Source organism: Agarivorans sp. MS3-6 (assembly GCF_054112545.1).
Genome location: NZ_CM134202.1, coordinates 3,174,967 through 3,196,862, shown reverse-complemented (window position 1 = coordinate 3,196,862; position 21,896 = coordinate 3,174,967). Strand labels below are relative to the sequence as shown.

At 45.0% G+C, this 21,896-nt stretch carries 22 protein-coding genes; 7 read left to right on the top strand and 15 right to left on the bottom strand.

The annotated features are described in order from the left end of the window. Window positions 1–67: 67 nt before the first annotated feature. Together ACVFI8_RS14670 and nhaR are read right to left on the bottom strand one after the other, a co-directional pair. Window positions 68–679 carry a hypothetical protein gene (locus tag ACVFI8_RS14670; protein WP_457871748.1) on the bottom strand — a complete coding sequence of 204 codons (612 nt, stop codon included), beginning with the start codon at window positions 677–679 and terminating at the stop codon, window positions 68–70. 248 nt (window positions 680–927) lie between these two features. Next, a complete protein-coding gene (nhaR, locus tag ACVFI8_RS14665; RefSeq protein WP_457871747.1) occupies window positions 928–1,818 on the bottom strand; it encodes a transcriptional activator NhaR in 891 nt (296 codons plus the stop codon). Between the two features lie 121 nt (window positions 1,819–1,939). Between nhaR and ACVFI8_RS14660 the strand changes: the two genes are divergently transcribed. From ACVFI8_RS14660 to ACVFI8_RS14650, 3 genes are read left to right on the top strand one after another with little or no spacing between them, the layout of a single operon-like run. Beyond that, the gene (locus tag ACVFI8_RS14660; protein WP_457871746.1) at window positions 1,940–2,419 is read left to right on the top strand and encodes an HPF/RaiA family ribosome-associated protein; all 480 of its coding nucleotides are present in this window, start codon (window positions 1,940–1,942) and stop codon (window positions 2,417–2,419) included. Continuing rightward, a complete protein-coding gene (locus tag ACVFI8_RS14655; RefSeq protein ID WP_457871745.1) occupies window positions 2,416–3,090 on the top strand; it encodes a Bax inhibitor-1/YccA family protein in 675 nt (224 codons plus the stop codon). Before ACVFI8_RS14660 ends, ACVFI8_RS14655 begins: the two co-directional genes overlap by 4 nt. Window positions 3,091–3,114: 24 nt before the next feature. Then, window positions 3,115–3,834, top strand: coding sequence for a tellurite resistance TerB family protein (locus tag ACVFI8_RS14650; protein ID WP_457871744.1), 720 nt, complete (start codon window positions 3,115–3,117; stop codon window positions 3,832–3,834). A gap of 54 nt (window positions 3,835–3,888) precedes the next feature. Here ACVFI8_RS14650 and eutC read toward each other — a convergent pair whose 3' ends face one another. Continuing rightward, window positions 3,889–4,722 carry an ethanolamine ammonia-lyase subunit EutC gene (gene eutC, locus ACVFI8_RS14645; protein ID WP_457871743.1) on the bottom strand — a complete coding sequence of 278 codons (834 nt, stop codon included), beginning with the start codon at window positions 4,720–4,722 and terminating at the stop codon, window positions 3,889–3,891. Window positions 4,723–4,725: 3 nt separating this feature from the next. Next, complete coding sequence (locus ACVFI8_RS14640) at window positions 4,726–6,150, bottom strand: ethanolamine ammonia-lyase subunit EutB (RefSeq protein ID WP_457871742.1); 1,425 nt, start codon at window positions 6,148–6,150, stop codon at window positions 4,726–4,728. Window positions 6,151–6,310: 160 nt separating this feature from the next. Here ACVFI8_RS14640 and ACVFI8_RS14635 point away from each other — a divergent pair, with 160 nt between their 5' ends. The 4 genes from ACVFI8_RS14635 (at window position 6,311) to ACVFI8_RS14620 (ending at window position 11,307) form a co-directional block, all read left to right on the top strand. Then, complete coding sequence (locus tag ACVFI8_RS14635; RefSeq protein ID WP_457871741.1) at window positions 6,311–6,502, top strand: DUF2986 domain-containing protein; 192 nt, start codon at window positions 6,311–6,313, stop codon at window positions 6,500–6,502. Between the two features lie 251 nt (window positions 6,503–6,753). Next, window positions 6,754–8,988, top strand: a complete 2,235-nt coding sequence (locus tag ACVFI8_RS14630; RefSeq protein WP_457871740.1) for an endo-1,4-beta-xylanase — start codon at window positions 6,754–6,756, stop codon at window positions 8,986–8,988. A 446-nt stretch (window positions 8,989–9,434) separates the two neighbouring features. Further along, on the top strand, window positions 9,435–10,007 hold the full coding sequence (locus tag ACVFI8_RS14625) for a thioredoxin family protein (RefSeq protein WP_457871739.1): 573 nt from the start codon (window positions 9,435–9,437) through the stop codon (window positions 10,005–10,007). After that, the gene (locus ACVFI8_RS14620; protein ID WP_457871738.1) at window positions 9,991–11,307 is read left to right on the top strand and encodes a MipA/OmpV family protein; all 1,317 of its coding nucleotides are present in this window, start codon (window positions 9,991–9,993) and stop codon (window positions 11,305–11,307) included. The genes ACVFI8_RS14625 and ACVFI8_RS14620 overlap by 17 nt, the downstream gene beginning before the upstream one ends. A 13-nt stretch (window positions 11,308–11,320) precedes the next feature. Here ACVFI8_RS14620 and rimI read toward each other — a convergent pair whose 3' ends face one another. The 11 genes from rimI to ACVFI8_RS14565 form a co-directional block, all read right to left on the bottom strand. Continuing rightward, on the bottom strand, window positions 11,321–11,785 hold the full coding sequence (rimI, locus tag ACVFI8_RS14615; RefSeq protein WP_248712840.1) for a ribosomal protein S18-alanine N-acetyltransferase: 465 nt from the start codon (window positions 11,783–11,785) through the stop codon (window positions 11,321–11,323). Then, window positions 11,758–12,144, bottom strand: a complete 387-nt coding sequence (locus ACVFI8_RS14610; protein WP_457871737.1) for a DNA polymerase III subunit psi — start codon at window positions 12,142–12,144, stop codon at window positions 11,758–11,760. Before ACVFI8_RS14610 ends, rimI begins: the two co-directional genes overlap by 28 nt. 53 nt (window positions 12,145–12,197) lie before the next feature. Continuing rightward, window positions 12,198–13,070, bottom strand: coding sequence for a 23S rRNA pseudouridine(2604) synthase RluF (gene rluF / locus ACVFI8_RS14605; RefSeq protein ID WP_248712842.1), 873 nt, complete (start codon window positions 13,068–13,070; stop codon window positions 12,198–12,200). 72 nt (window positions 13,071–13,142) lie between these two features. After that, the gene (locus ACVFI8_RS14600; RefSeq protein WP_457871736.1) at window positions 13,143–13,970 is read right to left on the bottom strand and encodes an HDOD domain-containing protein; all 828 of its coding nucleotides are present in this window, start codon (window positions 13,968–13,970) and stop codon (window positions 13,143–13,145) included. 256 nt (window positions 13,971–14,226) lie between these two features. Next, a complete protein-coding gene (locus ACVFI8_RS14595) occupies window positions 14,227–14,919 on the bottom strand; it encodes an SDR family NAD(P)-dependent oxidoreductase (RefSeq protein WP_457871735.1) in 693 nt (230 codons plus the stop codon). A gap of 296 nt (window positions 14,920–15,215) precedes the next feature. After that, window positions 15,216–17,138 carry an alkaline phosphatase D family protein gene (locus ACVFI8_RS14590; RefSeq protein ID WP_457871734.1) on the bottom strand — a complete coding sequence of 641 codons (1,923 nt, stop codon included), beginning with the start codon at window positions 17,136–17,138 and terminating at the stop codon, window positions 15,216–15,218. A gap of 213 nt (window positions 17,139–17,351) precedes the next feature. Next, window positions 17,352–17,957 (bottom strand): peroxiredoxin C, encoded by a 606-nt coding sequence (locus ACVFI8_RS14585; RefSeq protein ID WP_457871733.1) that lies wholly within the window; start codon window positions 17,955–17,957, stop codon window positions 17,352–17,354. 168 nt (window positions 17,958–18,125) lie between these two features. Beyond that, window positions 18,126–19,205 carry an alanine racemase gene (alr, locus tag ACVFI8_RS14580; protein ID WP_457871732.1) on the bottom strand — a complete coding sequence of 360 codons (1,080 nt, stop codon included), beginning with the start codon at window positions 19,203–19,205 and terminating at the stop codon, window positions 18,126–18,128. Between the two features lie 6 nt (window positions 19,206–19,211). Further along, window positions 19,212–20,630 (bottom strand): replicative DNA helicase, encoded by a 1,419-nt coding sequence (gene dnaB / locus ACVFI8_RS14575; RefSeq protein WP_248712848.1) that lies wholly within the window; start codon window positions 20,628–20,630, stop codon window positions 19,212–19,214. A gap of 157 nt (window positions 20,631–20,787) precedes the next feature. Next, the gene (locus ACVFI8_RS14570) at window positions 20,788–21,081 is read right to left on the bottom strand and encodes a c-type cytochrome (RefSeq protein WP_457871731.1); all 294 of its coding nucleotides are present in this window, start codon (window positions 21,079–21,081) and stop codon (window positions 20,788–20,790) included. A 188-nt stretch (window positions 21,082–21,269) separates the two neighbouring features. Beyond that, a complete protein-coding gene (locus tag ACVFI8_RS14565) occupies window positions 21,270–21,896 on the bottom strand; it encodes an ATP-binding cassette domain-containing protein (protein WP_457871730.1) in 627 nt (208 codons plus the stop codon).

The window sequence follows — 21,896 nt, the reverse complement described above, 5'->3', positions numbered from 1 at the left end:
AATATAGCGACGAATCAGCCCAAGCAATGGTTATACGCTGGTTACCGATTCGTGTATGTGGTACGTTTTATAAAAAGCGCTTAACACGAATTAATGTCAGCTCACTTAGTCTATTGGAAGCGTAATCTTTATCTACACCACTAGAATATTCAGGATTCTGAGCAACCGAGTTATCTATTTCAAGACGCTCAGTTGCAATAGAAGCAACAACTTTCCCGCCCTGTTCTGAGAAGACTGCATAGGCCAACTCACACTGAGCAGAAACCTTGTTACACAAAAGCATATCAACGGCATAAACATTCGAAGAGTCAATTTTTTGAGTGAAAATTTCTACTTTTCTTGCCCTATAACCTTTTGTACTTTTAATAAATGAATTAAAAGCCTGCTTAAGCGTTACATCTTGGGAGTACAAACGAAGTTCTAGCAACTGACTCCAGTTGTCTCTCGACAACCCATCTGCGAAAAACTCTTTCGATAGGTAGTAGGCCTTATTCGCTTTATCACTAGCGCAATACAAGTGAGACGTAAACGTTATACAGCCTGCAGCCTCTTCAGAAGGATCGGTGGGGAGTCTTTTTGTCACAATGCTGGTAAAAGGTTCCGAATGGTCCACAGAACTTGAACTCGTTGAGGCACAACCACTTACAGCAAGAGCGGCTAACAAAATCCATTTATTCATACATCCTCGAAGTATTCTAACAATCTATTAAAATGCAGATTACCACCTTTTGTTTTAATCATCAGCCACCTAGAACAAGAACTAACAAAACAGTCAGCACGAGATAATGCCAGCTCTCGGGGAAGTATAAGTTGTAATGCTCCTTAAAATAGTCACTGAGGGTGTGTGATTAAAACGATAGCCGAACGAAGGAAGAACACTGTAGTTCTTAGGGCGGCATAATTTTTTTAAGGGCATAAATAACTTAGCTACTTTAACCACTCTCTTGCAGACTCAGTAATGGCCACCACGGCAGGATTAGAAATACGCCGCTCAGCCGAAATAGCAAAAAACTGTTCGCGCACAGCGTTAGTGCTGCCGATGATTTGAACATTATATTGACTAACGACTTCATCAGCGATGGCGCTAGGTACTGTAAAAACACCGATGCCCGCTTGCCCAAAGGTTTTCATTAAAGCGCTATCGTCAAACTCTCCCACCACCAGCGGATGAATATTTTGTTTATCAAACCATTGCAACAAACGCACATGCAGCAAATTAATATCACTCGGGATAAGTAAGGGAGCGCCATCTAAACTGGCGGGAAAATTAGCCTTTAGCGTAACGGCCAACTCAGGCACGGCCACAAAGCTGATCCCGCTTTCACCCAGCGAGTGGTTAAAACCTCTAATACCTAAACTCGGCGGTACAGGGCCATCGGCTAATACTATGTCCAAACGATTAAGTGCCAGTTCTGCCAACAAGCTTTGCAGGGTGTTTTCTTTACACACCATTCGCACTGAGTCCGATAAATGTAAGGCTGGCGCCAACAAACGGTAAGCAATGGTTTTAGGCACCACTTCGGCAATACCGACTTTAAGCACTTGCGGTCGTTCGGCTGGGCCGTTGCGAAGCGCATCTTCTAACTCATCACCTAACGAAAAGATTTCATCGGCATAACTCAAGGCTAGACGACCGGTTTCGGTCAACTCTAAGTTTCGGCCTACCTTGCGAAACAAAGCATCCCCAAAATGCTGCTCCAATAAGCTAATTTGACCACTAATGGTTTGCGGCGTGATGTGCAATAACTCACTGGCTCGAGCTATACCGCCCTGCTTTGCTGCTACCCAGAAATAATGTAGGTGTTTGTAATTAAGCATCAGTAAATACTTCGTTTTTTACGAACCATAAGGAAAGTATATTCGAGTATACCTAAGTATCAAAGACTATTAAGGTAGAGGCTCGTGACTCAAATTACCCTGAATGACCTAGGAGCAAATTATGCCTGGCACCATGAAAATTGATATGCACGCCCAACACTTCCCCTTAGGTGACTCTTTACAAGAGTACATTCGCCGGCGCATTAACTTCGCGCTGGGCTCCCAATACGACAACATCATGCGCATTGCGGTAAAGCTTTCCGATAGTAAAGAAGCCAAAGGCGCTGCCGGCAAACGCTGTCAAATACTGGTCAAATTAGCGGGTCAAGCAGATGTGGTAATCGAAGACATTCAAAGCCAGCTTTACGTAGCTATAGATAGAGCAGCTAGCCGAGCCAGTCGCTCGGTGACTCGGCGCATTGCCCGCATGCGCAATAAAGCCTTACGAGCCCCTAGTTTTAGCGCGGCAGACTACGACGACGAACATCAAGAAACCGACCCTTTGGATAACGAGTTCTCAGAGTATGGAGGAATCGACGAACAGCTATTTGAGTTCGCGGAAGAACACCAAGATGAAGTTAAAGAAGGAGAAACAAGATGAGTACCAAACCGCTCTCCAACACAGCTCTACAAGCGGGAGGCTCAGCGCTATCGAGTAACAAGGTAATTCGCAATACCTATGCTTTATTGTCGATGACTTTATTGTTTAGCGGTGCTTGCGCAGCGTTGTCGGTGGCATTAAATCTGCCGCATCCTGGCATCATAATCACTTTGGTGGGCTATTTCGGCTTATTATTTGCGACCACCAAATGCCGCAATAGCGGATGGGGCCTAGTGTGTGTGTTTGCCCTAACTGGTTTTATGGGGATAACCCTTGGCCCAATATTAAGCTCTTATTTGAGCATGCCTAATGGTGGCATGATCGTAACCCAAGCAATGGTAGCCACCGCCGTGATTTTTTTATCTTTGTCAGCTTACGCGATTACTACCAAAAGAGACTTCAGCTTTATGGGAGGGTTCTTAATGGTGGGTATTATTGTGGCCTTTCTTGCCGGTTTAGGTGCTATTTTCTTTGCTATACCCGCATTGTCACTAGGTGTGTCGGCCATGTTTGTATTGCTGATGTCTGGCCTGATTTTGTATGAAACTAGCAACATTATTCACGGTGGAGAAACCAACTACATCATGGCGACCACCTCGCTGTTTGTCGCTATTTTCAACTTGTTCACGAGCTTGCTGCATATTCTTGGCTTCCTAAACGGCGATGACTAATACTCAGCGAGAGGAGATACCGTAATGACGATTAAAAATCTATTAAACCAATTTGTGGGAGGGCAGCCATCGGGCTCCCCACAAAATCAGCAAAATGGAAGTGAACGCGGCGTGCTGGGTTCAATAACTAACAATATACCTGGTGGATTAGTGGGCGGCGCGGCCGCTGGTGGGCTAATGGCTTTACTGGTGAGTAATAAATCTGCACGCAAAGTGGCAGGTAAAGCGGCCACCTATGGGGGTGCAGCAGTGCTAGGCGGCTTAGCTTATAGCGCCTTCAGTAATTGGAAGAAGCAGTCAAAGCCCTCAGACCAAGGCCACTCTAGCACGAGCCTAAGCCAAGTTAACGAGGCGAGTTTTAGCTCACCAGCGACCTTGAGCGATGACTTTCAGCTAACTTTAGTCAAGGCCATGATAGCAGCAGCAAAGGCCGACGGGCATATTGACGAAATAGAGCAACAGCGGATCTTTGATGCGGTCGAGCAAATGGCTTTAAGCAATGAAACAAAAAACACCTTGTTTGAACTAATGCGCAATCCGGTATCAGTGGGAGAGTTGGCCGCTAGTGCAGCAAGCATTGAGCAAAAGTCAGAACTGTACTTAATCTCTTGCTTTGCTATCGATTTAGACCAAGCGACAGAACAAGCCCATCTGGATAGCTTGGCGTATGCACTGCGCTTACCTTTCGATTTGGCCGAGCAACTGCAACAACAAGCCCAGCAGGCGCTAAGTCAAGCTGCGTAAATATTCATTTAGATGACCGGCAAGGATGCTAGTAGCTAGTTGTTGCGTCAAGCTTCAACTATCTTCTTCACTGGAAGCCAGTTGGGTCGGGCTCGAGTTCACCAATGCCTCCGCTTGATAATCTTCTTTAAGTGCAACGCCTGATAGCTTCAGCGATCTGGCTTTAGCCAATAAATAATGTTGTTTGTTGGCCGCCTGCTGATAGCTTAGACCGGCAGTTCTTACATTAGAGATACAATTTCGCGCTTCATCACTCAAGCCTAACTTTGGCTGCCAAGTCATGTATAAGCCCATACTGTCGGGCGAGCTTAAACCAGGGCGCTCACCAATCAATACCAATACTGCATCAGCATTAAGCAACTGACCTATTTCGTCGCCAATCGCCACCCGCCCTTGCTGCACTATGCTCACAGGCGCCAATGTCCAAGCTTGTGGATCTTGCTCAAATCGCTCAAATAGGCAACCTAAGAAGGCGCAAGCATGTTGTGATATCGCTAAAGCTGATAATCCATCGGCGATCACGATGGCTAAGTCAACACGCTGTTTAGTCGCGACAGACTTGAGCTGTTTAACTGAAGCAGCATCTAAACGGCGGCCTAAATCGGGCCGTTGTAAATACCTCGCTCTGTCGGTGGCTTTAGAATGCAAACTAACAATGCTGTGGGCTGAATCAGTAAACACATCCTCTAGTTGGCTTGTTAATTCGGCCAACGCTAAAGGATAATGCACCGCATCTTGTGCCTGAGCATGGGCTAATTGAAAGGCTAATTGATGCTGACTCGGTAAACTTACTCCCGCTCGCCCTAAGGCGATACGCGCATCGCTAAGTTGCTTAAGCTCATGCCAGTCGTCCTGTTTGACGGTTGCTATGTTTTTTTGCTTAGTCATTGCTTACCTTCGCTGAGAGAGTTCGATTAAAGATTGGCTAAACGCTGCTGGCAACTGGTCTTGTAAACTAAACGGCTGCCCAGCTTTGCTGATAGCCATTTTCTGCAACCAACTATCGAACTCAGGCGCCGGTTTAAGCCCCAATACACGCCGAATATATAAGGCATCATGAAAAGACGTACTTTGATAATTAAGCATAATGTCATCAGATCCCGGTACTCCCATCACAAAGTTACAGCCCGCCACTGCCAATAAGGTTAATAAGTTATCCATGTCATTCTGGTCAGCCTCAGCGTGGTTGGTATAACAGACGTCACAGCCCATCGGTAAGCCCAACAATTTGCCGCAAAAATGGTCTTCGAGGCCAGCTCGAGTGATTTGATTTCCGTCGTATAGGTACTCTGGTCCAATAAAACCTACGACCGTATTAACCAATAAAGGATCAAATTTACGTGCAACCGCATAGGCTCTTGCCTCACAAGTTTGTTGGTCTAAGCCATGATGAGCGTTGGCCGACAAAGCACTGCCTTGGCCGGTTTCGAAATACATGAGGTTATTGCCCACGGTGCCACGCTGAAGACTTAATGCAGCTTGCTGCGCATGGGCTAATAAATCGAGATTAAGCCCAAAACTAGCATTGGCCGCTTCAGTTCCAGCGATTGACTGGAATACCAGATCAACCGGTGCGCCCTGTTCTATAGCTTCAATTGTATTCGTCACATGGGTTAATACGCAGCTTTGGGTCGGAATTTGATAGTGAGTTCGAACATCGTCTATGAGATGTAACAGCTTAACCGTTTGTGCCACATTATCGCTAGCAGGGTTAATGCCTATTACTGCGTCACCACTGCCATACATTAGGCCATCAATAATACTCGCGGCAATACCTCTGACATCATCGGTAGGGTGATTAGGTTGTAAACGCGTGGAAAAATGCCCCGCTAACCCTATGGTAGAGCGAAAAGCAGTAACCACTCGACATTTTTTAGCCACCAGAATCAAATCTTGATTACGCATGATTTTACTCACCGCGGCGGCCATTTCAGGGGTAATACCCGCGGCGACCTGCGCCAGCATTGCGCTACTTGCCTGATCACTCAGTAGCCAATTTCTAAAATCCCCCACGGTAAAATGGGATATCGCTAAAAAAGCCTCAGCATTATGCTCATCAATAATTAGGCGACTTACCTCATCGCGCTCGTAGGGCACTAAGGGTTCCTGCAAAAATTGCTTAAGCGGCAACTCGGCCAACGCCATTTGCGCTACCACACGCTGCTGCGCATTGTCAGCCGCAACACCAGCCAGCGTGTCTCCCGAGCGCTCAGGCGTGGCCTTGGCCATCAAGTCGGCTAAATTATGAAAACCATAACTTTGCTTACCCAATTGATATCGATACTTAAATTTACCTAGCGGAGTGTGAGTATTCATCGACAGATCCATTTACCAGCTTGTGTACGACTATAACGACAATGACTTAATAAGCGCTAGGGTAAATTGACTAAACCTATTCATACTCAACTTACTGAGCAGCTAAAACAGAAATTTGCTATGCTCTGAGCCATCAAGCAACTGTGCGGAGATAAATACTATGAATCGTAAGAAGAAAATAAACGACACCTTGAAGAAAAAGCAGAAAAAAATGAATGCTAAAAATCAAAAAAGCAATAAACCTCGTTACATTTCCAAAGCTGAACGCGCAGCCTTAGAAGCAGAAAAAGCAGTAGCAAACTTAAGCCAAATAGAGCCAGCCGATGCCGAAGAAGGCGCGACAAAAGACTAAAATATAATACGTTTTTTCGATTCCAGCCTGTTATTTCCCTCTTAGCGAAATGTCTTACCTGATAAAAAACGCATTACACAACTAAACTAAGCATCTATTAAATAGAAGTTTTTCATCAGTTTGTTTACAAATTTGAAACAGTTCACATTAGTGTGTTTTCGCAATCCCATTATTAAGTTTCGCAGTGCTACTTATAATGATGGAAGGCTAAGGTAGCTCCGAAGCTATAAATAGTTTAAGGAGTATGACTCATGCGACAGCATGCATTTAAAACAGGACTGATTAAAGTGGCTGCACTCGCAGCGGCTTTGTGTACATTACAAGTAAACGCCGAACCCCTTCGTGATTTGGTCAAAGACCAAAAAACATTTATTGGTGCAGCATTAGAAACCCGTCACCTACAAGATAAGCAGTTTGCCGAAACGCTAGCGCGCGAATTCAATCAGCTCACCCCAGAAAACCAAATGAAATGGAGCTACCTGCAGCCAGAGCGTGGTCAATTCACCTTTGACAAAGCAGATCAACTGGTCGACTTTGCCCAACAGAACAATATGACCGTTCGTGGCCACGCCTTGGTATGGCACATTCAAAACCCTGACTGGCTAGAAAAAGGCAATTTCTCTAAAGAAGAAATGCTTAAAATCATGGAAGAGCATATCACTGCAGTGGTTAGCCATTATAAGGGCAAGGTAAAATACTGGGACGTAGTAAACGAAGCCTTAGATGATAACGGAGGCTGGCGCCCAACCATTTGGTACAAAGCCATAGGTGAAGATTATATCGCCAAAGCCTTTGAATTTGCTCACAAAGCCGACCCTGATGCTATTTTAGTTTACAACGACTACTCGACCGAAGGTAAAAGCCCTAAAGCCAATGCCGCCTACCGCTTAGCGAAAAAATTGAAAGATCAAGGGGTGCCAATTCATGGTATCGGTACGCAAGCTCACTTCGTTGCGAGTGTTCAACCTCGCGTGGCCGATATTGCCGCTAATATCGAGCGCATTCAGGAACTGGGTTTAGAATTTCACTTCACCGAAATTGATATTCGAATCCAAGGTGAAGCGACAGACCGTGCCTTGCAACAGCAAGCCAATATGTATGAAGATTTGGCAAAACTTACCGCCTACTACGATAGCGTTAACTTTTTAACCACTTGGGGTATTACTGATAAATACAGTTGGATCCCATCTTGGTTTAAAGGTTACGACCATGGCCTAATGTTTGATAAGCAATATAAAGAAAAACCCGCTTATTTAGCCGTAAACAAAGTATTCGCCGATAAAGCCCAAGGTAAGTTTGATTGGGAGCCACCTGCACCCATGGCTGACACGGGTCGCCGCTTTGAAGCCTTTATTAGTAATGAAGCCAAGCAGGCAATGCCCTTAGACGGTGACGCTGCAAAATGGGTCAATGCGGTATTTTACCCATTTGCCTATAACCAATTGGGCGGTAAAGATTTAACCTTACCTGCAGAGAGTAATATTTCGGGTCGCTTTGCCTTACTTTACGACGACAACACCTTATATGGGCGCGTAGAACGTAAAGACGACAAAACGGTGACCAGTAATAAAGCTCAAGTATGGGAAAACGACTCTGTTGAAGTATTCCTAGGTTTTGGTGAAGAGTTTGCGCAAATTCGCGCATTAGTTGGTGAAGAATTTGCACCTACTGCTTTCCAAGCCGATATCAAAAACTACTGGAACGAAGACGGTACGGTATTAGAGTTTTCAATCACACCTAAGCAAACCGATACCTTATCAGGTACGACATTAGGTTTTAATATTGCTTTAGCTGATAATGACGCAGGCTCTGATGCTGGTCGCCACGCTCAACTGTACCCTGTACCTGGTACTAACAACGGTTGGCAAGGACACGATTTTGGTGAGGTATTCTTTACCGCTCAAAACACCGAAATCAGTGACAAGCTAAAAGGCCAAGTTGTCAGTTTCAAAGCTGAGCCTGTGGAAGGTCTAGATGCCAATACCGCATTTGACGCATCACAATGGGCCAATGCTTACCACTATCCGTTTGCCTTTAACCAGCTAAACTCTGCAGACCAAACGCCTCCAAGCCAAGATATTATTAGTGGCAGCTGGCGCGTGGCTTACTCTGGTAACACCTTGTATGGCGTAGTACATCGTCGTGACAGCAAAACAGTTACTAGCGGCGACGATTGGCAAGCTGACAACATAGAAATCTTTATTAAAGTTGGTGAAGAGTTCGTGCAGCTGCGCAGCATTGTCGGTCAAGACTTCCAGAAAAACACCTTTCCAGGTAAGCGGGTAGCTAACTGGAATGAAGACGGTACAATTATGCAATTTGCTATTGAACTGCCGGTTGACAGCCTAAAAGGTAAACGCATTGACTGGAACATCGCGCTAGCCGACAACGATGATGGCAGCCGTAGTGCTCAGCTTTACCCAACACCAGGCAACAACACCGCCTACTTGGGTGAGCAGTTAACAGTACTTGAGTTTAGTAAATAAAATATTGCTAAAACCTGCTTAAACCAAGCCCTGTATTTACAGGGCTTTTTTATTTTCATTTTTCTCTAAAGGTTTGCCTCTGCCGGCCAATAATGTGATTTACGGATGAAACCTAAAAATTGATAAAAGCGCGCTAAAAATGGCAGTCACTAGTGCCATGAATTTCACGGCTCATCACGCAGTTAGCACCAGCATTAACAATGTAAGCATACTCTCAATGACAAAGGCATTGGACATCACCGACAGTATCAATGCTCGCCTACCCAATGCATCAGCTAAGCTTTAGAGCCTGAACCACGATTACAACAGGCGTAAGTTAAGATTATCAAAAGCCGTCACTACGCTTAGGTTTACTCACGTCATTAAAGCTTACTACAATTAAGCCGATAACTTAGTTAAGGCTGTTACCACTCACGAGCAATAATGACAGGCAGGATTATCCACTAATGCGCTTAGAACCGATTAAAAAGGTCGTCTTTAGCCTGTTGCTAATTGCACTTGGCGGTGCAGCGCTGAGCTATATTTTCATTTATCACGTTAAAGACCGTGGGGTCAGCGCTAAAGATGGCTGGCTATTTGACATATCCGGTTATCATGCGGCAATTCGTGAATCTAAACTGACCCAGCGACCGGTTTTTCTTTATTTACGGCGTCAAGCTTGCCAGCGCTGCATCGGATTTGAGCAGAACTATCTTAATAATCCCCAGATAAAAACGTTACTAAAAGACCACGTAAAAGTGCAGGTGAATATCGATACTGACCGGCGACACGAACAGTTTGCCGCTCGCTTTAAGCTTTATACCTACCCCTCCATGTTTGTTATCTTTGATGAAGAATATCCAATTTCTAGCTATTTGGTGCTTGAGATGAACCAAATATGGGTAGCCCAACAAACATTAAAAAAGGGTAATTTCATGCCCTTATCTGAAGCGAGCTTTAGTTTATCGGTGAGCCGTGCGACAATATTGGCACGAGAAGCCGCTAACATGGACGTAGAAACCGGTGAAGCACCGCCTTAAATTAATAATCACTCAGTTATTATTCGCCGCATTGTTATCGATAAGCTTTACTAGCTCTGCCAGTAAAATGCTTGAAGGGCCGATGAATAACGATTGGGGCATCGCCTTTGGTTTTCGCAACGCCACCATTCCTTTTCAATCTGAATCCAATAGCGTAGCCGATATAGTACCTTTGCTTTTTTACAAAGGCGACCGGGTTTATTTAGATGGTTTAGAAGCCGGTTATAAATTATGGAAAGAAGATGATTTCGATATTGCCGTCATGGGCCGCTATCGCTTCTTTGATATTCCAGCAGATTATCAAAACCAAATTCGCGGAGATGGCATTGATTACGGCGTGCGTAGTCAATGGCGATTCAAACCAGATTATTCATTTAACGTAGAATTACTGAGTGATGATACCGGTAAATTTCACACCAACCTTGGGCTAACATGGCAAAAATATTATAAAGATTGGTATTTTGCCCCTTATGCGACAGCCCACCTAAAAAGCAGTGACTACAATACTCGTTACTATGGGCTGGAGCTATTTGAAACTCAAGCCGATATCGATTTGAAAGCGGGAATCAATATGCGCTATCGAGTCTGGCGCGATTTCTATTTGGTAGGCCGTGTTGGTGGTACCTACTTTGGCCAAGAAACCCAAAAAGTTGAGATTATCGATCAAGATTTTCAGCTAGAGAGCTTCTTAGGTATAAGTTTTTTCAATAAACAATACCAAACAACATCAGGTGACTGGCCGAAAGGCTATTTACGGGTTTCTCATGCTTGGGCTACTCCCTCTAACTTAAGTGAAATAATTAGGTTTAACGCAGAGAAAGATGAGTACAATAATCAGTTAAGTTCTATTTTCTATGGTCACCTACTGAGTGAGACTTTGTTAGGGTTCCCAATTGATGTTTACCTCACTCCGGGTCTGGCTTATCATCACAGCTCTGAGGTGCAAGAGCCTATCTTAGAATACATTGTGGCGTTTAAGGCTTACTACACCTTTACTTGGCCATTGCGCTGGCGTTTTGGTGTGGCTGAAGGTTTATCTTACACCACAAATATTACCTATATTGAAGAGTCAGAGTTAGCCGAAGACGGTAAAGGCTACAAGCCAAGTAAGCTGCTTAACTATTTGGACTTCTCGCTTGACTTAAACTTAGGTGATTTATTTAGAAAACCTGAAATGGAAAACATGTGGCTAGGTTATAACATTCACCACCGCTCAGGCATTTTCGAAAATTCATCGTTGTTTGGTCGGATTAAAGGCGGCAGTAATTACCAAGGTCTTCACTTTCAGTGGCATTGGTAAATAAGTGTTCAGCCTAGTCAACGCAGAACAACTGCATAATTAACGCATCTTCTCGCCCTTGCTCGCTGCAAGGGTAATAGGCTTTGCGCCGATCTATTTCAATAAAGCCAACATTGGTATACAAAGCTTGAGCTACATGGTTACTTTGTCTCACTTCTAGCAGTATTTGCTGCCATTGCTGCTGCTTAGCCAGCTGAAGCATTTCTAAGATTAAGCGCTTGCCTAAACCTTGACCTTGGTATTCAGGATCTACGGCAATATTAATCAGCTCAGCGTCACCGGCTACAACTCGCAAAATAATATAAGCCAGTAGTCGGTTTTGTTGCCATAAACCTACGTTTCGGTATAAGCCACCAAAATTGCTACTTAGCAACTGACGACTCCAAGGATGGGTATGGGCCTGCTGCTCGATATTTAGCATCGCCGGTACATCCATCACTGACAAAGGGCTTATTTGGGGGCTAGGATCTGAGTGCATATTTGTTGCCATAAAACACGTTTAGCTTGGCGATCTGACGCCAACAATTCGGGATCACACTGTAATACATGTGGATGAGCCGTAGGCGGTGTATTGGCATCAGCCCATAAAACCCAGCCTTGGTATCCTTCTGGGAAATGTTGCTGACTGACGCAGCAAATAGCCTCCCACTCCAGCTTCATTGCTGCAACGATCCCTTTAAATAGATCTTGATGCTGTTGTAGCACTAAAGGCTCAACCACAATCACTAAAGGCCATGCAGGCAGTGGTGTAATAGTTTTACTCGCAACTGTAGGCCTGGTTTGCCAAACATCAATGCCCATTTCAGCTAAATAGCTTCGCGCTTGTTTATCGATCATCAAGAAGGCCCAAATAAAGGAACATCACTCTCTCCAGCTATATTAAGCAAAGGCTAAGGGGCTTTTTTCTTTAAGCTCAAAATCGGCTTACCACTGCGTTTAGCCTGGGCCTGTTGCAATTTGTTACGCCTCGGCTGAGTGGCATTCTTATTCACAACAATGACTTTTTCAGAAGCGGGCTTTAGCTCAGGAGCGGTTTTGCTTGAGTGGGCGACAGCTTGATTAATCTCGGCCATTTCACTGCTAGTGAGGTTGCGCCATTGGCCCGGTTTTAAATTATCTAAACGTACATTCATGATCCGTGTACGTTTCAGTTTGGTCACTTCGTAACCCAAGTACTCACACATTCTGCGAATTTGTCGGTTTAAACCTTGAGTGAGAATAATGGTAAATACAAATTTACTATTAACTCTTACTTTACAAGGCTTGGTAACAGTATCCAGAATCGGTACACCACGAGACATTCGCTCGACAAAACGCTCACTTAAGGGCTTATCTACGGTTACTACGTATTCTTTGTCATGGGCATTTTCGGCACGTAGGATCTTATTCACTATATCGCCGTCACTAGTGAGAAAAATCAAACCTTCAGAAGGTTTGTCTAAGCGACCAATCGGGAAAATACGTTGTTTATGTCCAATGGCATCGATCATATTACCTTTAACATGCAGCTCGGTGGTGCTGGTTATGCCAACAGGTTTATTGTAGGCAATATAAACACGGTCTGATTTATTACCGGCAATCGCTTTAATTAGCTTCCCATCAACCGCGACCTTGTCTCCAACTTGAACTTTAGTTCCCAGCTCGGGCTTTTGTCCGTTAATCGTTACTCGTTGTTGTTCGATTAATTTGTCGGCTTCTCGGCGCGAACAAAATCCAGAGTCACTGATAAATTTATTTAGGCGCTTTTCATTTGATGAGGTCACAGGGGGTTCCGCTAGCTAATGTACCCGCCTATTAAAACATAAACGCCGTCAGCTATTAAACGCTTAATCGGTTTAAGCGGTCATTTGTACCGCCATCTCTCGCCCCTGCCCTCGCACTTTATCAATGGTAAGGTAAAAAGATGAGGGTAAAACCAATCGTCCAGTATTGGCGTGGCTGGCAAAATAGTCTATTTTTGCGGCTTCGCTCTCTAGTGCATCCCAGTCACGATGGATTTGGCAAGAAAAATGCAATATAAACGCTCGAAGCGGTTCTATTTTTGCTTGTTCAGGCGTGATGTGAAATTCAATAGCATCAACCAGACGAGGCGGAAACTTCCACTGACGAGCCAACTCGGCACCTAATTTATCGTAACTAATACCTAATAATTCTTGCTGTAAAGCAATCCGGTCTTCCCCTTTGGCCTGACGAATCGCTATCTCATTGGCGACATCTGGCACCAAGGTATAAATCATCAAATCGCCTATATTATGGAGGATCCCTGCGGTAAACATTTCATTTGGATCGATCGACAGCTTTTCTGCCATTTTGCTAGCAATAGTGGCGATTTCAAAGCTATCACACCAAAAATCACGCAGGTTAAGGTTTTTAACTTTGGGGAAAGCGCCGGTAAGCCAAGAAACAACGATCATCGTCTTTAAAGGAGCTAATCCTAAACGGATAACCGCTTCATTAATTGACGCAATGGTTCTACTTCGACCAAAATGCGCAGAATTAGATAAACGTAGTACTCGAGCACTAATCACTTGGTCCATCGCGATTTTTTTGGCTAGTGCTGAAAATTCGCAGTCTGGGTGATTAAGCATATCAACCAGCTCTTGTACCACTTGAGATATTCTAGGTAGTTCGTTAACACGGGACAGCAATTCTCGTTCGGTCATCCAAACCTCCAAATAAGAAAGCGTTCACTCGCTTCCCTAAAATGCTCAGGGCTATGTAAAGTAAAATCTGTTAGGCGCAGTCCTGCAACCCGACAGCTTAAATATCAAACATATCAGCATGTAAAGGCAGGGTAAAGTAATCAAATTACGCACCTGAGCTTAGTTTAGACAAAAAAACGCCATCTAGTAGCAATAAAGCAACTAAATGGCGGGATTGCAAATTTCCCCCCTGATATCCGTATAGGTTTAGCCCATTCTATTGCGCGTAATCTTGGGCATTATACTGCTGACCACTTGGCGCATCACTGGCCAGTAAAATAGGCACTAACGCTCCAGGGATCACGGAATCAGGATGATTAGGTGCTTGCTCACCGCCTAGATCTGTTTGTAACCATCCTGGGTCCATCAGACTCATCACCACTCCAGTGCCACTGATGCTAGGTAACATATCCCGAACATAGCGGTCTAAAGCAGCTTTTGAACAACTGTAGGCCATTAACTGTGGTTGGTCGGCAATGCCCGAGGTCACGTTCACGACTCGACCAAAGGCGTGTTTAATCATCTGTGGTATAAAGGCATCACATAACTTGGCTGGGGCAATGCAGTTAACCTCAAAACTGTTTGCGTAGTCGTCTGCGCTCACTTGATAAGTATCAGACCACGGAGTCATGATTGCGGCATTGTTATACAAAATAGCCAAGTGAGCAGCAGTAATCGTGTTTACTTCGGCAATTAAACGCTGCACATCGGCGCGTTTCGACAGCTCAGCCGCAACCGCGACAGCCTGCCCACCAGCTGCTTCAATCTGTTCAACCACCACTCTAGAGCTATCTAATTGTCGGCTATGCACAATAACTTTAGCGCCTTCGGCAGCTAAGGCTTTAGCAACGCGCAAGCCGACACCGCGGCTTGCACCAGTGACTAGCGCCCATTTATCTTTTAATTGCATTTTTTCACCTTTTGTTACGGCTAGGCATAAGCACTCAGAAATGAGCACAGTGAGTGGGTAATCTTAAACCTAATTGGCCTTGTTACAGAGCGAAGCTATTAGCAATCGAGTAAACTTTGAACCCGCCTAAATATTTCGCTCAAAAGATGAAACAAGCTTTCACCAATAGTGGCTTACAACTGAACAAATACGCTGAGAGTTCACAGCAGACAAGCCCATGACTCGCTTTAAACCCCGCGGATAACTCAGCATTGCACGCTCAATCACTAGCCACGCTTCACCTTACTATTTTGCCGCTATTCCCAGCGCGCAGCTTGCTCTTCTAACTCAAAGGCAATCACCTTCCCCTCTCCAACTAATTGTAATACCTCACTGGGTGAGCCGTCGGCGTTTAGCCTTAACAAACCAATACCAGCGGCATTTAATAAACGCTCTCCACGGGCTGCGCCTTGCGGACGGTGAGGTATGATTTTCATCCGTCTACGCTTAGTAAACCAATTTAACGGCGATCTAGGCGAATACAGATAACGATTGAGCCGATCAAACACATCCAACAGCTTTGCTGGGAATTCATTTTTAATACCGCTGCTGGTTATTTGCCATATATCGGGTCCACGATAACGCCCTCTAAATTCGACTCGGTAAGCAAAAGAGTAATGCACGTCACCTGACAAAATAACAAAATGATTAGGGGTTTTAGGGTGTCGAAACAAATTTAATAAAGCATTAGCTGAGCCTGGGTGAGCCATCCAATTTTCAGCATCCACCAACAAGGGTTTACCAAACCAGGTAAATATCCGTTGAATCACTTCTATCAACTTCACCCCAAAAACCGGCGCGGGTGACACCATTATTACCGCCTCTTGACCAAGCAACTGCTGTTGTAAATTGGTTAAAGATTCCCAATCCATCAGCCCCGACGGCGAGGCTAGATTGCGCTCAGAGCGCCAACGGTGGGTTCGTGTATCTAACACGATTAAGCTTGGCTGAGTATCCCAGAGATAGTGCCAATGAGGGAAGCTAAGAAAATCATCGATAATTGCCAAATGGGTGTCTTCGCCGGGTTTTGCCAGGCTAGCTTGTACCTGAGCAAGCAATTCCTCAGAGAAGTTTTCTGGCGCATTCCCCCAACCTTGGCAAATGAAGTATCCACATAAAGCGTTACCAATAATCCGCTTAGAAAAGGCATGACCATAGGCGCTTTGCTCCCAAGCGGCTGTCAAATTCCAATCATCGGTCACATCATGGTCGTCAAACATCATGGCGCAAGGTAAATGCGCCATTAGCCGCTGCACCTTAGCCAGTCCCTTTGAAAACTTCGCGATAACTTGCTGTTGTTTAAGGTAGTTATCTCGATGTTCTGACAACAAATCTTCGGGCGGGCTTAAATCTATGTTTTGCCATACACTGGGCGACCACACTAACAAATACATGGCTAAGACTTCTGCCAAAGAGATCAAATGATTATTAGCATTATCAGAGGTAAATATAGGCTTTTTCACCCCTGAAAACAGAGCCTTATAGGCCCCCTCTTGATTCGAGTCGCGCGGTAACAAGTGTTGTCGTTGTAAATAGTGTGGCTCATCATTGTGCAGTTGCTGGCTATCATTAATAACGGCATCACTGAAACTCTCAGTGCTAAAGCCCAAACGTTTAATCAACTGGTGAATCGCCAGCAACATCGGCGTAGCTACATCATCAGCATAGATTTGGTCACCGCTCATCATTAGCAAACTAGGCCACTGTTGTGGTGGTGTTTTAGCCAACCATGCATCAGCGCTCACCAAACCATCACTGCTATTATGGTGGGGCTTACGACAAGAACCATGCAGTAAGTTTTTGACCCTACCCGGTACCCTAAAACCAGGCAATGAATATGCTGGATACACCAAATTTGGCGCCCAGTCTTGCCAGCAAAGCCATTCGCGCTTGCCATCTACCTGTAACCGTAAATCGTAAGCAATCCATGTTTCTAAGGGTAAGGCCGGCGCCAGTGTTATGTCTAACAAGTGATAGTAAATGTTTTCGCCTGCTTTGAGCGTGTGCACTGAGTCATCTATCTGCTCCGGATTAAGCTCAATCGCAGCTTGGTCTTCAGGGCAAAAGCGAATACTCAACGAAACGGCTTGCGAGGTAGCCAACCAGATACCCACTTGATGTTGAGATACGCGACGTAAAATAGGCCCTGCTAATACTAAAGCTAATTCGGATTGATTCATGATTGTTGAAACCTCCTATGCTCGAAAGGGGGGCAATCAAGCCACCACCCACAATAAGCTTATGCGAAAAAACCAATATCAGTACAGTTGCTAAGCGCAAACAACCTTTTAAGGGCTCACGGTCTATTTGACAATCGGGATGAAAGCGAGATTTAGGGCATAAAAAAAGCCCGCTAAAAGCGAGCTTCATATTCAGTAAAAATTAACGCCTTTTTATAGGCCTTCAGCATTTGCAGATAAGTACTTAGCAACACCTTCAGGGCTTGCATCCATACCTTCTTTGCCTTCTTCCCACTGTGCAGGACAAACTTCACCGTGTTTCTCATGGAAGTTTAATGCGTCAACCATACGCAACATTTCATCGATGTTACGGCCTAGTGGTAAATCGTTGACTACTTGGTGACGAACAACACCAGCAGTATCAATCAAGAAAGAACCACGGAATGCAACACCCGCTTCAGGATGCTCAACATCATACGCTTTACAGATTTCGTGTTTAACGTCTGCAATTAGCGGGTATTGAACTTGGCCGATACCGCCGTCTTCAATCGCAGTGTTACGCCATGCATTGTGAGAAAATTGAGAATCAATAGAAACGCCAATCACTTCAACACCTTTATCTTGGAAATCTTTAAAGCGGTGGTCAAAAGCGATCAACTCAGAAGGACAAACAAAAGTAAAATCTAGTGGGTAAAAGAACACTACTGCGGCTTTGCCCTTGATATGCTCACTTAACGTAAAGCTATCAACAATTTCGCCATTACCTAGAACAGCTGCGGCAGTAAAGTCTGGAGCAGGACGACCAACTAAAACACTCATTTCGTATTCCTTGTTAATTTGGGTTATCAATATCGCTACAAATAATGCGCTAATTTCATCGAACAAACGAATTGTTATAATCAATCAGTTTGATAGTTAAAACCTATTGAATAATAGATTAATAAACCAGCACCCAATTAATAGCCTAAAAGCAAGCACTTGTAAATACTACTTTATATAACTTAATCGAACTCGTGAGGTAAGTTTAGTGACCAATTCGTAGGCGATGGTTCCTACTGCTTTTGCTACCGTCTCCACCGGTAACTCGGCCCCCCATAGTACCACCCTGTCACCCACAGAATCAGTGGCCTTAGCGCCTAAATCAACACATAACATATCCATCGATACGCGACCAACAATAGGGACTAAACGCCCGTTAACCCAAACCGGTGTACCGCTAGGAGCACTTCGAGGGTAGCCATCACCATAACCCATTGCCACCACGCCCAAGCGAGTATCTTGCTCTGCTTGCCAGGTGGCGCCATAACCCACCGTTTCACCCTTAGGATGCTCACGAACAGCAATCAAATTGGATTGCAAAGTCATCACCGGCAGTAAGTTAAGATCCTTGCCGGTATTGTCAATCTGCGGCGATATCCCGTAAATAGAGATACCAGGTCGATTCCAATCTTTGTGTGAGTCTGGCCACAACAAAATGCCAGCAGAATTAGCTAGCGATGCTTCGACATCATAGCCCTCACAGAGATCATTGAACTGAGCGATTTGCTTACGATTCAGTGGATGTTCAATCTCATCAGCGCAAGCAAAGTGACTGATAAAAGTAGGCTTAGTTTGAATGTTGTGGCAAGCCTCTATGCGAGGCATCAGCGCGGTAAACTGCTCGGGTAACAAACCTAAACGATGCATTCCTGTATCTAGCTTAATCCAGGTATCAAGAGGGTTTGGCAGCCTGAGTGTTTCTAATTGGATTAATTGCTGCTCACTATGAATAACCGTAGAGATATCATTGCTGGCTAATATCAATGCTTCGGCTTCGTCAAAGAATCCTTCCAAGACTAATAGTTTGCTGTTTATACCCGCTTGTCGCAGCGTTAAAGCTTCATTCGTGCGCGCAACCGCAAAGCCATCAGCATATTGTTGTAAGCATTTAGCTACCTGCAACATGCCATGCCCATAAGCGTTAGCCTTGATCACCACCAACACTTTACTGGCTGGCGCTAAAGCGCGCAGCGCTGCTAAGTTATGCTGGAGTGCCGATAGTGACACGGCAGCATTCGCTATATTCATTAAGCTTTATTCGTCATCGTAAAATTCACCCGCCCAGTTATCAAAGCGAGAGAACTGGCCTTGGAAGGTCAGTGCAATTCTACCAATAGGACCATTCCGCTGCTTACCGATAATAATCTCTGCCATGCCTTTATTCGCGGAGTCTTCGTGGTATACCTCATCACGATAAATAAACATAATGAGATCGGCATCCTGCTCAATTGAGCCTGATTCACGCAAATCTGAGTTAATTGGGCGTTTATCTGCCCGCTGCTCCAAACCACGGTTAAGTTGTGAAAGAGCGACTACCGGCACGTTTAGCTCTTTTGCTAAAGATTTTAACGAGCGAGAAATTTCGGCAATTTCTAAGGTTCGGTTGTCGCTAAGACCCGGCACTTGCATCAGTTGCAAGTAGTCAATCATGATCATGCTAAGCCCGCCTTCTTCTCGCGCCACACGACGGGCGCGAGAGCGAACTTCGGTGGGGGTTAAGCCAGAGGAGTCGTCCACATACATCTTAGATTTTTCGGCCATAAGACCCATAGTAGACGATAATCTTGCCCAATCGTCATCATCTAGGGCGCCGGTTCTGATTTTAGTTTGGTCAATTCGCCCAAGCGAGGCCAACATCCGCATCATGATTTGCTCAGAGGGCATCTCCAAACTAAAAATCAGAGCGGGTTTATCTTGGGTCATTGCTGCGTATTCACATAAGTTCATCGCAAAGGTAGTTTTACCCATCGATGGACGGGCAGCAACAATAATTAGGTCGGAGCCTTGCAAGCCTGCTGTTTTCTTGTCTAAATCAGCAAAACCAGTCGAGACACCGGTTACACCGTCGTTCGGCGATTTATATAGTTCTTCAATTTTATCAATGGTTGCTGCTAATAGACCCTTCACTTCTTTTGGGCCTTCGTTGGCGTTAGCCCGCGACTCAGCAATTTTAAACACCTTGCTCTCGGCAAAATCTAATAAATCACTGCTCTTACGGCCTGCCGGCTCATAACAACTGTCAGCAATTTCATTGGCTACCGCAATCAATTCCCGGGTCACCGCTCGCTCTCGCACAATTTCGGCGTAGGCTCGAATGTTCGCCGCACTCGGTGTATTTTTGGCAATTTCACCTAAGTAAGCAAAACCACCGATATCTTCTAATTGCTCTTGTCGCTCTAACTCTTCTGAAACGGTCACCAAATCGATCGGTTGGCCAGCCTCTGCAAGGCGAGTCATAGCAGCAAACGTAAATTGATGAGCGCGCTGATAGAAGTCCTGCTCAACCACTTGCTCGGCGACGTTATCCCAAGCATTGTTGTCCAGCATCAGACCGCCTAGTACCGCCTGCTCCGCTTCAAGGGAGTGAGGAGGTGTTTTCAGCTGATCTACCTGAGAGTCTCTAGGCTTCTTGTCTTTCTCTTTATATTTACGAGGGGGCGCTGTGGCTGCCATAATCTATCATTGCGGTTGTCTTTTACTGGCGCCTATTATGCGGGATTATGGAGATGACACCAAGTAACATTTTGTTGTGATGCTGCTTATTAAAACACTGTGATCTCGCGCCACAAAAAAGCCAGCTCAAGGCTGGCCTAGTGATAAAGAGAATGACTTACATTTTTGAGAAGTAAGCCGCAAGCTCTGCGATTTCACCATCACTGAGTGCCGCAGCTTGGGCTTGCATTATTGCCGCTTGGCCGCCATTGCGCTGCTTGTCTTTATAAGCTTTCAAAGAAGAAATCAAATATTGCTCATTCTGACCAGCTAGGTGGGGATAACCCGGTATCATCGCTTTACCTTCAGCACCGTGACAAGCTGCGCACAAAGGCGCTTTGGCTGGAGCCGCATTAGCGGTTGATACAACAAACGGAAGTAACATTGCCATAGCAAGTATCAATTTGTTCATCTTCGTCCTCATTATTGTTATTTATAAATCCCATGAATTGAGCCCTGTAGCCCATGCTCCACAACAATAAGCCTCAGGTAACTTTAGCTTATCAAATAAAGCTAAACAGCAACAGCTTGGCTCAATGAGAGTATATGCTTAACCCGCTACTGCGGCAAAATATCAACGAATACTTAATACTAAGAACGTCAAACACCGCTAAACAATTCTACAGGCGCTCCCTGTAAGCTATCGTCACGATCGTGGGTAACCAAGATAGCGGGAATATTAAGTTGCTCAATTCTCTCTTTTACGAACTGTCTAAATTGTTTACGCAGAGGCCTATCTAACTTGCTAAATGGCTCATCCAGTAACAGCAGTTTTGGCTGGGCCAATAAGCTACGTAATACGCTAACTCGGGCTCTTTGACCACCAGAGAGACTCGCTATATCACGCAATTCATAGCCCTGCATACCCGCATCCATCAGAGCCTGAGCAATAATCCGTTTAGCATCGGCCTGCTGTGACTTGGCTAAAGCATACTGAAGGTTTTGCGCTACATTAAAATGTGGAAACAGCAAGTCATCTTGAAACAATATCCCCACTTGTCGCTGGGCTTGGGGTAAATCAATAATATTCACCCCTGCCAATAATAGGTTTCCGCTACAGTTAAATGTAGCATCTAGGGTGCCTGCAATAGCCGCCAAAAAAGTAGATTTGCCACAGCCACTGGGCCCCATGATGGTTAACACTTCTCCTGGCGCCACGCTTAAGTTAATGTCAGCCATTAATCGCTGTTCAGCTGACTGCAGGCTAAAATTGTTGATTGTTAGCAA

Excerpts from the sequence above, each read along its gene's own strand:
- ACVFI8_RS14610 (WP_457871737.1), bottom strand. The coding sequence starts at position 12,144 with ATGATCGATAAACAAGCGCGAAGCTATTTAGCTGAAATGGGCATTGAT.
- ACVFI8_RS14655 (WP_457871745.1), top strand. The coding sequence starts at position 2,416 with ATGAGTACCAAACCGCTCTCCAACACAGCTCTACAAGCGGGAGGCTCA.
- dnaB (WP_248712848.1), bottom strand. The coding sequence starts at position 20,630 with ATGGCAGCCACAGCGCCCCCTCGTAAATATAAAGAGAAAGACAAGAAG.
- ACVFI8_RS14630 (WP_457871740.1), top strand. The coding sequence starts at position 6,754 with ATGCGACAGCATGCATTTAAAACAGGACTGATTAAAGTGGCTGCACTC.
- ACVFI8_RS14650 (WP_457871744.1), top strand. The coding sequence starts at position 3,115 with ATGACGATTAAAAATCTATTAAACCAATTTGTGGGAGGGCAGCCATCG.
- rimI (WP_248712840.1), bottom strand. The coding sequence starts at position 11,785 with ATGCACTCAGATCCTAGCCCCCAAATAAGCCCTTTGTCAGTGATGGAT.
- ACVFI8_RS14590 (WP_457871734.1), bottom strand. The coding sequence starts at position 17,138 with ATGAATCAATCCGAATTAGCTTTAGTATTAGCAGGGCCTATTTTACGT.
- ACVFI8_RS14670 (WP_457871748.1), bottom strand. The coding sequence starts at position 679 with ATGAATAAATGGATTTTGTTAGCCGCTCTTGCTGTAAGTGGTTGTGCC.
- ACVFI8_RS14585 (WP_457871733.1), bottom strand. The coding sequence starts at position 17,957 with ATGAGTGTTTTAGTTGGTCGTCCTGCTCCAGACTTTACTGCCGCAGCT.
- ACVFI8_RS14640 (WP_457871742.1), bottom strand. The coding sequence starts at position 6,150 with ATGAATACTCACACTCCGCTAGGTAAATTTAAGTATCGATATCAATTG.
- ACVFI8_RS14635 (WP_457871741.1), top strand. The coding sequence starts at position 6,311 with ATGAATCGTAAGAAGAAAATAAACGACACCTTGAAGAAAAAGCAGAAA.
- nhaR (WP_457871747.1), bottom strand. The coding sequence starts at position 1,818 with ATGCTTAATTACAAACACCTACATTATTTCTGGGTAGCAGCAAAGCAG.
- alr (WP_457871732.1), bottom strand. The coding sequence starts at position 19,205 with ATGAATATAGCGAATGCTGCCGTGTCACTATCGGCACTCCAGCATAAC.
- eutC (WP_457871743.1), bottom strand. The coding sequence starts at position 4,722 with ATGACTAAGCAAAAAAACATAGCAACCGTCAAACAGGACGACTGGCAT.
- ACVFI8_RS14660 (WP_457871746.1), top strand. The coding sequence starts at position 1,940 with ATGCCTGGCACCATGAAAATTGATATGCACGCCCAACACTTCCCCTTA.
- ACVFI8_RS14595 (WP_457871735.1), bottom strand. The coding sequence starts at position 14,919 with ATGCAATTAAAAGATAAATGGGCGCTAGTCACTGGTGCAAGCCGCGGT.
- ACVFI8_RS14600 (WP_457871736.1), bottom strand. The coding sequence starts at position 13,970 with ATGACCGAACGAGAATTGCTGTCCCGTGTTAACGAACTACCTAGAATA.
- ACVFI8_RS14570 (WP_457871731.1), bottom strand. The coding sequence starts at position 21,081 with ATGAACAAATTGATACTTGCTATGGCAATGTTACTTCCGTTTGTTGTA.
- ACVFI8_RS14625 (WP_457871739.1), top strand. The coding sequence starts at position 9,435 with ATGCGCTTAGAACCGATTAAAAAGGTCGTCTTTAGCCTGTTGCTAATT.